The following is a 15,276-nucleotide window of genomic DNA, read 5'->3' on the forward strand; positions in this document are numbered from 1 at the left end:
ATTTTTATACTTTTGGCTTAATGAAGCTACAAAAACTCCTATTTATCCTTTTTTTAAGCGTGTTAACCCTTTCGGCGGTTGCACAAACTGAAAGCCAGCTCAGAAGGAAAAAAGAAGCTATACAACGCGAAATTGAACAGCTTCAAAAGAATTTGAATAAAACTGCGAGTGGTAAAAAGCTTACTATACAGCAGATTAATACTATAAATGCCCAGATTAGATTGCGCCAGGATAAAATCGGTACAATCAACTCTGAAATAAAAAATCTGGATAACCAAATCTCTCAGAACACAAATACCGTACATACGTTACAAGGTCAGTTGGGCGATCTTAAAAAAGAGTATGCGGGGATGATCCGCTTTGCACAGCGGAACAGAAATTCGTACGATAAAATGATGTTCATTTTTGCAGCAAAGGATTTTAACCAGGCATATAAAAGAATAAAGTATTTACAGCAGTTTAGTCAATACCGTAAAAAACAGGCGGGATACATTGAGAATACGCAGCAAGATCTGAACGGCAAGATTAAGGTTCTGGATAAAACACTCAGGGAAAAAAGTGATCTGTTGAAGGAACAGGAAAGAGAGCGTGAGCGTTTAAGCAAGGATAAAAGTAAACAATCAGTAGAATTAAACAAACTGAGCAAGGACGAAAAACAGTTTAAACAGGATATTACCAGTCGTAAAAAACAACAGGCTCAGATAGACAGGGCCATTAGTGCTGCAATTCAGCGGGCAATTGAAGAAGCGAGAAGGAAGGCCGCAGAAGAGGCAAGAAGAAAAGCTGCTGAAGAAGCACGGATTGCGGCGGCAAAAGCCAAGGCTGAAAATAGACCTGTACCTACTGCACCAGCTACACCAACCGCTAAAGCAAAATCGACAGGAGAATTGCTTACTGCAACACCTGAGGCAGCCAGATTATCGGCAGGTTTTGAAAATAATAGAGGAAGGTTACCTTGGCCGGTAGCAACAGGAACAATAACCGAAAGGTTTGGTTTACATAAGATCGACCAGGCAAGTTATACCAATGATGGAGTAGATATCACTACCACTGATGGGGCAGCTGTTAGAAGTATATTTGCAGGTAAGGTTGTTATGGTGCAAAATATTATGGGTAGAACTGCTGTAGTAATTAACCACGGCGAGTACTTTACAGTATACCAAAACTTAAGATCGGTTAGTGTGAGTGTAGGTAATTTAGTTGAAACCAAACAGGCTATTGGAATTGTAGCAAATACTGGTGACGACGCCATTTTAAAATTCCAGATTAGAAGAGGCCAGGGAACTTTAAATCCTGAAGCTTGGATTAGTAAATAAACTTAAGACAAGTTAAAATGTCTATATTTGTATAAATTATATTAGTGATGTATCAAGGCACGTTATTAGAGTTTTTAAACATGGGTGGATCAGAGATCGTACTCATTTTAGTGGTGGTTCTATTGTTGTTCGGAGGTAAAAAATTACCTGAACTTGCAAGAGGACTAGGGAAGGGGATCAGAGAATTCAAAGATGCCTCTGATGGTGTAAAGCGTGAAATCCATCGGAATATCAATGCCATGGATTTAGATAAAGAAGAAGCAGAAGAAACAGCGGTAAACCATAGTCAGCGTCATCATCCAACAGAAGAATCACCGGTTGATGAAAAAATAGAGGCAAGTGAGTCACACATTGATCTGAGCAAGCCTACTGACGAAAAAATTGTAACTGACAAAGAAAAAGTTTAAACAAAAAAATCATGTTAAATACAACAATAGCAGCAATGCTTGGAACACCAGAAATTATCATTATTGCGGTAGTGGTATTGTTATTATTTGGTGGTAAAAAAATTCCTGAACTAATGAGAGGTTTAGGTAAAGGTGTTAAAGAATTTAAAGATGGTAAAGATGGCGTTGATGGAGAACAGGTAGATCCGTCTAACCGTGATAAAACCGTTTAATTGCAATAATTTTAGTTTTGAAGAAATACAGCTCTCTTAAAGAGATTCAAACACTCATTGCGCAAAAGCAATTAACTTTACCCGATTTATTAGCTTATTATTTTAAGCAGATTGAAAATAATGAACACCTCAATGCATTTAATGAGGTGTTTTTTTTATCGGCCGAAGTTCAGGCGAAAGCGATACAGCAAAAAATAGAAGAAGGTACTGCAGGTAAACTTGCAGGGATGGTAATTGGTATTAAAGATAATATTTGTTATAAAGACCATATCGTTACTGCATCGTCAAAAATGCTAGAAGGTTTTGTATCTCCATATTCTTCTACAGTTGTGCAACGATTGTTACAGGAAGATGCCGTTATTATCGGCCGTTTAAACTGTGATGAGTTTGCTATGGGCGGCTCTAATGAAACTTCATACTATGGGGTTGCTAAAAATGCTGCAAATCCCGATCTTGTTCCAGGGGGATCTTCAGGTGGCTCAGCTGTAGCCGTTCAGGCCGATATGTGTTTGTCTGCCCTGGGTACTGATACTGGTGGCTCGGTAAGACAGCCAGCTGCATTTTGCGGCCAAATTGGGCTTAAACCTACTTACGGGCGCATTTCAAGGTATGGTGTTATCGCCTATGCTTCTTCTTTCGATCAGGTTGGGCCAATTACATCATCAGTAGAAGATGCTGCCTTGCTTTTACAGGTTTTAGCCGGCGCTGATGATTACGATTCTACTGTTTCTCCAGTTGCAGTGCCTGATTACCCTGCTCATTTGAATGAACATAAAAAACAAAAAATAGCGGTATTAAAAGAAACTATTGAGAGCGAAGCCCTCGATCCCGAAATCAAATCGGCTATTTTAAAATCAATCGAGCAGCTCAAATCAGATGGCCATACTGTTGAGTATGTTTCTTTTGATCTGTTGGATTATCTGGTTCCGGCCTACTATATCTTAACAACGGCCGAAGCATCTTCAAATCTTTCGCGTTATGATGGCGTTCATTACGGACATCGTAACCTGGAGGCGAAATCGCTAAATGAACTTTATAAATTATCACGCGCCGAAGGCTTTGGCGAGGAAGTAAAACGCCGCATCCTTTTAGGTACTTTTGTTTTAAGTGCTGGATATTACGATGCTTACTATCAAAAAGCACAGCAGGTTCGCCGGTTGATCAGAGAAAAAATGGATGTTTTGTTTCAGGATTATGATTTAATTCTTTCTCCTGTAGCACCAACAGCAGCTTTTAAAATTGGCGATAATGTTCAGGATGCAATTGTGATGTATATGGCCGATATTTTTACCGTATTGCCTTCTTTAAGTGGAAATCCGGCTATTGCTTTGCCGCTAGGCAATAATGCCGCAGGATTGCCGTTAAGTATACAGTTTACAGCCAAACATTTTGAGGAAGATAAGCTTCTGGCTTTTTCTCAGGCATTTTTATCATAGTTTTATCGTCATTGCGAGTTACAAAGCATTATAGTTAAGTATGGCAATGGCATTTTATTAACTGTTTTTCTAGGCATTGTCTAGAAGGTTCGCAGGTTCTTACTCTTTTCTTAATTATGGAAAGAAAAGGAATCTGTATAAAGGTTTGTGGTGACACATGCCACGGTTAATGAAAATTTGAACCAATAGCCCATGATTAAAAAATTACTTTTTGCTTCAATTTGCGCTTGTTTAGGATACATTTCTTCTTCTTCTGCGCAACAAACGCTCAAACTGGATAGTCTTCCGAAGATTCACAACAACATTTTTATCAATACTGATACCGTAGCTGTACCGGCTGTTTCAGAAAACCCATTAACCATGGGCCAGAACTTTATCTATAAACTCAGGCTCGATTCTATTGCTAAAACAGTACCCCTTCCTTACAACGAGTACGTTCAGCAGTATATCGATATTTATGCCAAGCGTAAAGATATGTTCGGGAAAATGATCGGCTTATCTAGTTATTACTTCCCGATTTTTGATAAAGCCTTAAAAGATTATAATATTCCACAGGAAATAAAATATTTAACGATTGTCGAATCACAGATGAATCCGCATGCCATTTCTAGAGTAGGGGCTACGGGTATCTGGCAGTTTATGTTCGGTACCGGCAAAGCCTATGGCCTAAAGATGGATAATTTTGTGGATGAACGTAAAGATCCCATCCAGGCCAGTTATGCAGCGGCAGCCTATTTTAGAGATGCTTTTGAAGAGCTTGGTGATTGGCTGTTGGCCATTGCCGCTTATAACTGCGGAAAGGGGAATGTTAACCGGGCTATCGATAAAGCAGGATCGAGGGATTTTTGGGTAATCAGACAGTTTTTACCTAAAGAAACCAGAAATTATGTACCAGCATTTATTGCCGCGGTTTACGTAATGAATTATTCTGGCAAACATCAGATTACCGCGCAGGCCTCGAGCATGTTCTTAAAAACCGATACGGTTCAAACTACCCGTTTCGTGTCGCTATCTACCCTTGCAAAAGTGTTAAATGTTGATGAAGCGGCGATTATGGCCTTAAACCCATCGTACAAGAAAAAGATTGTAAATGGTACCGATGATGAGCCGAAGCGTATTGTAATGCCCAAGTTGAGGGATGTTGATTACGCAGGCATTTACGATGTGCTCAACAACCAGGAAGTGGATGTAAGCATGAAAGTGGTGGCTGCGAGTACTGATGATGCAAGAGATTTAAGAAAGAAAAAAATTAAAAGTATAGCTACGTCCTCAGTAGTTTATCATAAAGTTACCTCAGGACAGAGCTTAACAACTGTTGCTGATAAATATGGTGTAGAGGTGCAGGATTTAAGGGTTTGGAACGGTTTAAAAACCAAAACGCTGGTGCCGGGGCAAAGACTAAAGATTTATGCCAAAAACCGGATGCCATTAAAAGCACCATCATCGTTTTTAAGTTATAAGGTTAAAACCGGCGACACCCTGTCTGAAATTGCAGAGAAATTTGACGGTGCAACCGTTCAGAGCATCAGAAGAGACAACCGTTTATCAAAAGCTGGTTTGCAAGTAGGGATGATCCTGAAAATTAGCAGGGGTTAGTAGGGACGACCGAACAGTGGTATTCATTTCTTGATCAAATATTTAAAATTCTATCAGCAATGCTTGGTTTAATCCAATTAGTGTAGCGGTAGCTTAGTGTAACGTCTTATTTAACTTTTTTGAAAGGCTTTTTATTTTATGCCTCATAAAAAGAATTGTACCTTTGCCCCCGTCACTAATAAGTTACGTAATGAGTAAGACCACTAGAAAGCAAGATGCGCTTGATTACCACTCGCAAGGCCGTCCAGGAAAGATACAAGTAGTACCCACAAAACCTACAACATCGCAAAGAGATTTAACTTTAGCGTATTCCCCTGGCGTTGCAGAGCCGTGTTTGAAGATTGCAGAAAATAAAGAAGATGTTTATAAATATACCGCAAAGGGTAACCTGGTTGCGGTAATCAGTAACGGTACAGCCGTTTTAGGCTTGGGCGATATTGGCCCGGAAGCCGGAAAACCGGTAATGGAAGGAAAAGGTTTACTTTTCAAGATATTCGCTGATATCGATGTATTCGATTTAGAGTTGGATACCAAAAATGTTGATGATTTTGTGAAAATTGTTAAGGCTTTAGAGCCAACTTTTGGTGGTGTTAACTTAGAAGATATCAAAGCCCCAGAATGTTTCGAAATTGAGCGTCGCTTAAAGGAAGAAATGAACATTCCGGTCATGCATGATGATCAACATGGTACAGCGATTATTTCGGCTGCGGCATTGTTGAACGCTTGCGAAATCTTCAAGAAAAAAATGGATAAGATCAAAATTGTAGTTAATGGTGCTGGTGCCGCTGCAATTTCTTGTACCAAACTTTATGTTTCTTTGGGTGCTAAAAAAGAGAACATCGTTATGTGCGACCGTTCTGGCGTGATCCGTAAAGATCGTGAAGTACTTGACGATATTAAAGCTGAATTTGCTACCGACAGGAAAATCAACACTTTGGCAGAAGCCATGAAAGATTCTGATGTATTTATCGGTCTTTCATCAGCAGATTGTGTTACAGCAGAAATGCTGACTTCGATGGCCAAAAACCCTATCGTTTTTGCGATGGCCAACCCTAATCCGGAGATTGCCTACGAACTGGCGATTAAAACCCGTAAAGATATTATTATGGCTACCGGCCGTTCTGATTATCCGAACCAGGTAAATAACGTTTTAGGTTTCCCTTATATTTTCCGTGGTGCGCTAGATGTTCGTGCAACAGGAATTAACGAGCCGATGAAAATCGCTGCCGTTAAAGCCATTGCAGAATTAGCTAAAAAATCTGTTCCAGAGGCTGTGAACTTAGCTTACAACGCCCGTAACCTTAAATTTGGTAAAGAATATATTATTCCAAAACCTGTAGATTTCAGGTTAATTACTGAAGTTTCTATCGCGGTTGCTAAAGCAGCAATTGAAAGTGGAGTAGCCCGTAAAACTATTACCGATTGGGATGCCTATAGCGAAGAACTGAGAAAACGCCTGGGTTTGGATGATGCCATTATGCGTGCCATCACTACCAAAGCTAAAACAGATCCAAAAAGAGTGGTATTTGCTGAAGCCGATAATTACAAGATTTTAAAGGCCGCACAGATTGTTAACGACGAGAATATCGCAATTCCGATACTTTTAGGAAATAAAGATAAAATACAGGCGATTATTGATGAGCACGGTTTAGAGTTAGAAGGTGTTGAGATTATCGATCAGATGCAGAACCCTGATAAAACCAAACAATATGCCGAGGCGCTTTATCAAAAACGTCAGCGTAAAGGGGTTTCATTAACTGATGCCACTAAATTATTGAGAGACCGTAACTACTATGGTGCATCGATGGTTGAGTTTGGCGAAGCAGATGCGATGATTTCTGGTCTGACCAAAAATTATGGATCTACCATTAAACCTGCTTTACACGTAATCGGTGTTGATCCGAGTGTAAAACGCGTTGCTGGTATGTACATGATGATGACCAAAAAAGGTCCTGTTTTCTTCGGCGATACCACCGTAAACGTAGATCCAACTGCAGAAGAGTTGGTAGATATTACTTTATTGCTTGATAAATCTGTTAAGCAGTTTAACATCAAGCCGCGTATTGCTTTATTATCATATTCGAACTTTGGTTCAAATGATGGGGTAACCCCAAATAAAGTAAGAGAAACGGTTAACCTCCTGCATAAAAATCACCCAGAGGTAATTGTGGATGGAGAGATGCAAGGAAACTTTGCCATTAACAACGAACTGCTGAAAGATAATTTTCCATTTAGCACTTTGGCCGATGCTCCTGCGAACACTTTAGTGTTCCCAAATCTGGAGTCTGGAAACATTGCATACAAATTGTTACAAGAGTTAGGCGGTGCCGAAGCGGTGGGTCCGATCTTGTTAGGATTGAATAAACCTGTTCATATTGTTCAATTAGGTAGTTCTGTACGCGAAATCGTCAATATGGTTACCATTGCTGTTGTAGATGTGCAAGCAAAAGAAGAAATTGCAACATCGAAACGAAAAGGTATATTTGGAAAAACAACTAAAAAGTAGAATTACATGTACGCCTATATTGATGGTAGATTGACATTCAAGAACCCAGCCTATGTTGTGGTTGAAGCCGGAGGTATAGGCTATCATATAAACATTTCTTTAAATACATACAGCGCTTTAGCTGATGCAGAAAGGTGTAAACTATACACCTGGCTGCATGTAAAAGAAGATGCACATACATTATACGGCTTCGCCGATGAAGGCGAACGCCGTTTATTTTTACATTTAATATCGGTATCGGGAATTGGGCCAAATACGGGCAGAATGATTTTATCATCCATCACACCTGTTGAAATCCAGACCGCAATTGTTAAAGCCGATTTGCCTCTAATTCAAAGAATTAAGGGCTTGGGAGCTAAAACCGCACAACGCCTGGTTTTAGAGCTACAGGACAAACTAAAAAAAGAAGGTGTAGATTCATTAATTTCTATGCCTCAACACAATACTGTTAAAGATGAAGCGTTATCAGCATTGGTAATGCTCGGATTCGCCAAACAAACCGCCGAAAAAACTATTGACCAGATTTTAAAAGTGACAGAGGGAACACTTTCGGTAGAGCAACTAATTAAACAAGCTTTAAAAACTTTATAGATCTACTGCCTTTGAAGAGAATATCTACATTTCTGTTTCTCATCCCTCTTTTCTTAATTGCTTCTCAAAACGCTTTCTCTCAAGTTGTTCCAAGCAAAACGGATACTATTACCCCCAAAAATAATTTTAGTTTACGTGAAAAAGAACATTTAGGACTTAGTCCGGCCGTTAATCCGTTTTATCCGGCACCTAGCAATTTAAAACGTGTTGTAGAATACGATGCCAAGAATAAACGTTATGTGGTAAAGGAATTAATTGGCGAAAAATTTGTTTTAAACACACAATACTTAACCATTGATGAATACCAGCGATTGGTTAACAGTGAGATAAAACGCGGTAACTGGCGCAGCATTTCAAATGCAGAAGTAAGTGATTACAGAAGCACTGGTATTATTCCGCAGATCCAGGTCAACAGCAAAGCTTTCGAAAAATTATTTGGTGGCACAACCATTGATATTCAGCCACGTGGAGAGGCAGAACTCACCTTTTTAGGCCGGATAAATAAGAATGAAAACCCGCTTTTTAACGAAAGACAAAGGGTACAGACCAATTTCGATTTTAACCAAAGGATCCAGATGGATCTGGTTGGTAACATCGGAACCAAACTAAAAATCAAAAGCAATTACAATACCGAGGCCCAATTTGATTTCGAAAATCAGATTAAGCTTGATTATACCGGCGGACCTGATGATATTATCCAAAAAATTGAAGCGGGTAATGTAAGCTTGCCTTTAAATACCTCTTTAATTACCGGAACCCAGGCACTCTTTGGTATTAAAACACAATTGAAATTCGGGCGTTTAAACGTAACAAGTGTTTATACCCAACAAAAATCTCAATCACGGGAAATTAAAATTACCAATGGGGCGCAACAAAATACCACCACGGTAAATATTGATAGCTACGAGGCCAATAAACACTATTTTCTCTCACAATATTTTAGGAATAACTACAATAAAAACCTGGCCAACGCACCTATTATCACCTCTCCGATTCAGATTACCAAAATTGAGGTATGGATTACCAATAAGGCAGGTAATACCACCGACTCCAGAGATGTACTGGGTTTAATGGATTTGGGTGAAAATGTTCCTTTTAACAATAATTTGATTACCGGAGGAACTTCTGGTTTGCCGGCAGGAACTACCGCTACAGGTTTCCCGCAACAGTCAAACAACTTGATCTCGCAGTTAAATGCTTATCAGGGCGGTGCTATAAGACAGACAAATTCCAATGCCATCCTTTCCTTCTTCCAGACAACACCTGCCAATAGCAGCAATACCGATAACTTTGCTAAACTGGTTTACGCCAGAAAGTTAACCGAGCGTGAGTTTACCTTTCAGCCACAGCTGGGTTATTTATCGTTGAACAACCCATTAAATGCCGATGAGGTTTTAGCTGTTGCCTACCGCTATACCTATAACGGCGTAGAGTATCAGGTTGGTGAGTTTTCTACCGATGTTTCATTTGATGCGGCAAATCCAAAAGTGCTTTATGCCAAATTGTTAAAGAACGAAACCACCAAGATCCAACTGCCAACATGGGATCTGATGATGAAAAATATTTATTCTATCGGAGGGTACCAGATCAGCAGCCAGAATTTTAAACTTGATATTTACCGCATTGATAACGAAACGGGTGTAGATAACCCGGTAATGACTGAAGGACAAAATACGGCAAATAAGCAGTGGATTGCCTTAACCGAATTTGATCGTTTGAACCAGCAAAATGAGCGCAGGCCCGATGGGGTTTTCGATTTTGTAGCCACAAATAATGCTTTTGGTTCTTATTCTACTGCAAGCAATGCCAATCAGGCGAGTATGTTCGGCGTGGGGAGCAATGGGCAAACTTCATTGGTTACCAATACCAATTCGGGTTATATCACTATCGATCCGGCAAATGGAAGGATTATTTTCCCTGTAATTGAGCCATTTGGTAAAGATTTAGCTTCTAAGTTTTTACCGAGTGAGCAGGCTTTGATCAATAAATATACTTTTACTGCACTTTACGATTCAACCCAAACCATCGCTAAGCAGCTGTTTCAAAACCAGAACAGGTACACCATCAAGGTAAATTACCAATCTGATATTTCTTCTGAATTTAGTTTAAATGCCATTAACGTTCCGGAAGGATCGGTAAAGGTTTTTGCCGGAACAATGCCATTAACCGAAGGGGTAGATTTTACTGTCGATTATCAGGGTGGCCGGGTAAGTATCATCAATCAGGCGCTTTTGGTGTCTGGTCAGCCGATTCGGATCACTACTGAAAACAGTGAAACCTTTGGCCTGCAGCAACGATCACTTTTTGGAACCCGTTTAGATTACCGTGTAAACAATAAGCTAAATCTGGGCGGTACCATTATGAATCTAACCGAGAAACCTTTAACCCAAAAGGTAAACATCGGCGAAGAGCCTATTTCAAATACCATTTGGGGAGCAGATATCAATTATAGCTCTCCATCAAGATTTTTAACAAAACTGGTTGATAAACTTCCGTTCATTTCAACCAAAGCACCTTCGAGTGTAACGTTTTATGGAGAGTTTGCACAGCTGATCCCTGGTCATCCAAGGGCATTAAATTTTGCTGGCAGTAAAAACGGAGTAAGTTATTTAGATGATTTCGAAGCATCCAGATCGGTAATCGATTTAAAGAGTGCCATTGCCTGGCAGCTGTCAGGTACGCCACAGCTTTTCTCAGAGTTTGATAAATCCAACGACTTATCTTATGGTTACAATCGGGCAAGAATTGCATTTTATAACATCGACCCAACTTTTTATAATTCGGCGGCATCTACCACTCCGTCCAATATCAGAGGCAACCGGGGAGAACTTTCCAATCACTATGTGAGGGAGGTAATTGAGCAGGAGGTTTTTCCGTTTAAAGAAACGGCAACCGGGCAAGCCTTAAACATTACCACTTTTGATGTGGCTTATTATCCAACTGTTAGGGGGCCATATAACTTTCGTTCAACAGATTTTAGGCCCGATGGAACATTATTGCAACCTAAAAATAATTGGGGAGGTTTCCAACGAAAAATCGAAACCAACGATTTTGAAGCCTTAAATGTGGGCTTTATTGAGTTTTGGGTAATGGATCCGTTTATCTATAAACCAAATTCTGCCGGTGGCGACATGTATTTTAACCTGGGGAATATCTCAGAAGATATTCTTAAGGATGGCCGGAAATCGTTAGAAAACGGTCTGCCAGCCACAAACGACCCAAGCAAATACGAAGAAACTGCTTGGGGCCGTGTACCCAAATTGCAACCCGTTGTACAGGCTTTCGATAACAATGCCGGTTCGCGTAGGGCACAGGATGTAGGTTTGGATGGATTATCAGATGCTGATGAAAAAGTAAAATTTGCTGCGGCAATTACGCAGATTAAATCGCAGTTAAATGCCACCGCTTCTGCCGCGCTTGATGCCGATCCATCATCAGATAATTATACTTATTTCAGAGGTCCGGCATTAGATCAGATCAACGCGGGTATTCTTAAACGCTACGAAAAATATAATGGAACGGAAGGAAACTCTAAAACTTCGCAACAGTCGCAAGAAGAATTAGGACTTGAAAATTCTGCATCTACTTCTTTACCCGACGGGGAAGACATCAACCGCGATAATAACATGACGCAAAGTGATGAGTATTTTCAGTATAAAGTTTCGATCCGCCCGGGAGATTTAAATGTTGGTCAGAACTTTATTACCGATAAGGTTACCTCGCAGGTAAAATTGGCCAATGGAAATACCCAGGCCGTTTCATGGTATCAATTCAGAATCCCGATCGGTCAGTACCAGGAGAAAGTAGGTGGGATCCAGGATTTTAAATCAATCCGTTTCTTCAGGATGTTTATGACCAATTTCGCTGATACTGCCGTGATGCGTTTTGCAAAGTTGCAGTTAATCCGTGGGGAGTGGAGAGAGTATAATGCGTCCAACCAAGCTGCACAGGTAATCGTTGATCCATCGTTGCCTGCACTTACTCCTGATAATTCGACTATTGAAGTTTCCACAGTAAACATCGAAGAAAATGGAAAACGTTCACCGATTCCATATGTTACCCCTCCGGGCATTCTTCGCGAGCGCGACTATAGCAACTATCGTGGCGATACACGTTTAAATGAGCAATCGCTATCGGTTATTGTAAAATCGTTAAGAGATGGCTATGGTAGAGCTGCATTTAAAACAGCCTACAGCGATTTCAGATCTTACAAACATTTGGAAATGTTTATTCATGCCGAGGCTGTTAATAATCAAATCTTAAATGATAATGATGTTGCCGCATTCTTAAGAATCGGAACCGATAACCAGGATAATTATTATGAATATGTAATCCCCTTAAAGGTAACCAATCCAGGTACAAGCGATCCTGATGCCATTTGGCCGGAAGCCAATAGAATGGATATTGATTTAACACTCTTCCAAAATGCCAAGCTGGCCCGTAACGTAGCCAAACAGGCTAACGGACAACCATGGCCTACAAATGTTCCATTTACCTATACCGACGGAAATAGAACTATTATAGTTAAAGGGCAACCTGATATGAGCAAGGTTAGGGTGTACATGGTGGGGATTAAAAATCCGCTCCGTGCTGCCAGTGATGAACAAAATGATGATGGCCTTGATAAAAATGCCCTAGTTTGGTTTAACGAATTGAGGTTAACTGAATTTGACGAAAAAGGCGGTTGGGCAGCTACCGGAAGATTGAACTTAAAATTGGCTGATTTTGCAGATGTAAATATTTCAGGAAGTAAATCTACCATCGGTTTCGGATCTATCGATTCGAAAGTGAGCGAGCGGAACCGTGCGGATAATGTATTGCTTGATGTTTCTTCGGCCATGGAATTAGGTAAGTTTCTGCCGCAAAAATCGGGTGTGAAAATCCCGATGTTTGTGAGTTACTCTAAACAGGTTTCTACCCCGCAGTATAATCCGAGAACGCCAGATATTGAGCTCAAAAATGCGCTCGAGCAGTCGACAAAAGAACAGAAAGATTCGATTTTAAACTTTGCACAGGATTATACCGTTAGAAGAGGCATAAACTTTACAAACGTTAGAAAAGAACGGACCAATAACAGTAAACCTGTAAGGCTATGGGATATTGAGAATTTTGCCGCAAGTTATGCTTATACCCAATACAATCATCGCGATTTTATTAATCAGAGCAGTATTCAGAATACCTATAGGGCATCGTTACAGTATAGTTATTCTAAAGAAGCCAAAACAATAGCGCCGTTTGAAAAGATTATTAAATCGAACATGCTGGCTTTATTGAAGGATTTTAACTTCAGTATTTTTCCAAGTGCCATTAATTTCAGAATTGATGTAGACCGTTTATATTCAGAAAATACCTTGCGGAATAACGATCCAAATAATACGATTGGGGTTTACCAGAGTGGTTATGGTACCACCTTTAACAAAAACTTTACCATGAGCAGGATTTATGGTGTCGCCTGGAACCTTACCCGTTCGTTACAGTTAGATTTTAATGCCACAAATTATTCGATCATTGATGAACCGGATGGAAGACTTGACGGTTTAAAACGCGATACCGTTTGGCAAAACTTAAAACGTTTAGGACGCACAACCGATTATAACCATAATTTAAACGTTACCTATAATCTGCCAATTGATAAAATACCAGGACTAAACTGGATTACCGTTAAAACCCGTTATGGTACAAACTTTAACTGGCAAACTGAGCCGCTTTCTACTTTACGCGATCCGAATATTAATTTGGGTAACACGGTACAGAACAGCAGAACGGTACAGGTAAATCCAACCTTAAACCTAACTACATTATACAACAAGTTTGGTTTTATCAGAAAGGCGGGCAACGACCAGGAAGGAAGTGGTGCTAAGACATTTTTTATTAATCTATTAACGAGTGTAAAAAACGTTAATGCCAGCTTTGTACAAACCAAAGGTATTTTCTTGCCGGGCTATCTGCCAACCACCAAGTATTTTGGTATCGATAATGCAACGGGGGCACCCGGCTTGGGTTTTGCTTTCGGCAGTCAGCGTGATATTCGCGATATGGCCTTAAACAATGGATGGCTCACCACCGATACCTTGCAGAACCAATTGTATGTAAATACACTTAGAGAAGATTTTCAGCTTACCGGGCAGGTAGAGCCGTTTAAAGATTTACGGATTACGCTAAAGGCCAATAAGGCGCAAACAAGAAACTTTTCTACCAATTTCAGGTATGTAGCCAGTGTATCATCGTTCGAAAACTTAAGTGCCATTACCACGGGCGATTATAGTGTATCGTATATTGCTTTGGGGACGGCTTTCAAAGAAAATAACTCAACGGTAATTTCGGGTCTGTTTAACCAGTTTATGGCCAATAGGATTATTATTTCCAGAAGATTGGGTGCTCAGAATCCAAATTCGGGAGGCGTAAACGGCAGTTATGCCGATGGTTACGGTAAAGAAAGCCAGGATGTAATTATCTCTGCTTTTATGGCTGCTTATTCAGGCAAAGATGCTGGGAAAACGAAAATGAATGCTTTCCCTAAAATTCCACTTCCAAACTGGAGTTTAACCTATAGCGGTTTAACACGTATTCCTTTTATCGCCGATAAGTTTTCGTCTGTTGATATCAGACACGGCTATCGTTCTGCCTACAACATTAATGGCTTTAACTCATTGTTGCGTTATCAGGAAACCAATGGTGCGGTTAGCAGTAGAGACGTAAATAATAACTTTTTACCGGAATACCAGTTTGCCCAGGTAACCATTTCTGAATATTTTTCTCCGTTGGTTGGCGTTGATACCAGGTTTAAAAACAACCTGACTGCTTCTTTCGAATTAAACCGTTCACGTTTATTGGGATTAAGTTTATCAAACAGCCAATTGGCACAGCTATCAGAAAACAATATGGTTTTAGGATTGGGCTATCGTACCAATAAATTCCGCTTCCCATTTGGATGGTTTAAAAGCCTGAAAATGGATAACAACATGGATTTCAAATTGGATGTAGCTATCCGCGATAATAAAACCGTTATTTACCGTGCCGATGTTACCGAAGCCGAAGTTTCTTCAGGAGCGAAGAACATTACCTTAAGGCCAAGTGTGGATTATGTGTTGAATCAGAAATTTAATATCAAATTGTTTTACGATTCGAATATTACCAAGCCTTATACTTCTCAAACGTTTAATACTTCATTCAGTAATTTCGGATTTAGTTTAAGGTTTACGCTGAATTAAT

General features: G+C 40.0%; 8 protein-coding genes. All 8 read left to right on the forward strand.

Annotated elements, in window-relative coordinates:
• Nucleotides 1–20 precede the first annotated feature (20 nt).
• The 8 genes from LQ201_RS14955 (at nt 21) to sprA (ending at nt 15,275) form a co-directional block, all read left to right on the forward strand.
• A complete protein-coding gene (locus LQ201_RS14955) occupies nt 21–1,316 on the forward strand; it encodes a murein hydrolase activator EnvC (RefSeq protein WP_230146523.1) in 1,296 nt (431 codons plus the stop codon).
• A 47-nt stretch (nt 1,317–1,363) separates the two neighbouring features.
• Nucleotides 1,364–1,723: a twin-arginine translocase TatA/TatE family subunit gene (locus tag LQ201_RS14960; protein WP_036669953.1), complete on the forward strand. Its 360-nt coding sequence runs from the start codon at nt 1,364–1,366 to the stop codon at nt 1,721–1,723.
• 11 nt (nt 1,724–1,734) lie between these two features.
• Complete coding sequence (locus LQ201_RS14965; RefSeq protein ID WP_029287719.1) at nt 1,735–1,935, forward strand: twin-arginine translocase TatA/TatE family subunit; 201 nt, start codon at nt 1,735–1,737, stop codon at nt 1,933–1,935.
• A gap of 17 nt (nt 1,936–1,952) precedes the next feature.
• Nucleotides 1,953–3,371 (forward strand): Asp-tRNA(Asn)/Glu-tRNA(Gln) amidotransferase subunit GatA, encoded by a 1,419-nt coding sequence (gene gatA, locus LQ201_RS14970; RefSeq protein WP_230146524.1) that lies wholly within the window; start codon nt 1,953–1,955, stop codon nt 3,369–3,371.
• Nucleotides 3,372–3,563: 192 nt separating this feature from the next.
• Nucleotides 3,564–4,967, forward strand: a complete 1,404-nt coding sequence (locus LQ201_RS14975) for a lytic transglycosylase domain-containing protein (RefSeq protein ID WP_230146525.1) — start codon at nt 3,564–3,566, stop codon at nt 4,965–4,967.
• 190 nt (nt 4,968–5,157) lie between these two features.
• Entirely contained in the window at nt 5,158–7,473 is a 2,316-nt protein-coding gene (locus LQ201_RS14980; protein WP_230146526.1) for an NADP-dependent malic enzyme, read from the forward strand.
• Between the two features lie 6 nt (nt 7,474–7,479).
• On the forward strand, nt 7,480–8,064 hold the full coding sequence (ruvA, locus tag LQ201_RS14985; protein WP_116248904.1) for a Holliday junction branch migration protein RuvA: 585 nt from the start codon (nt 7,480–7,482) through the stop codon (nt 8,062–8,064).
• Between the two features lie 11 nt (nt 8,065–8,075).
• Nucleotides 8,076–15,275 carry a cell surface protein SprA gene (sprA, locus tag LQ201_RS14990; protein ID WP_230146527.1) on the forward strand — a complete coding sequence of 2,400 codons (7,200 nt, stop codon included), beginning with the start codon at nt 8,076–8,078 and terminating at the stop codon, nt 15,273–15,275.
• Nucleotide 15,276: the final 1 nt, after the last annotated feature.

This window comes from Pedobacter sp. Bi126, assembly GCF_918698245.1.
Classification (GTDB): Bacteria; Bacteroidota; Bacteroidia; order Sphingobacteriales; family Sphingobacteriaceae; genus Pedobacter.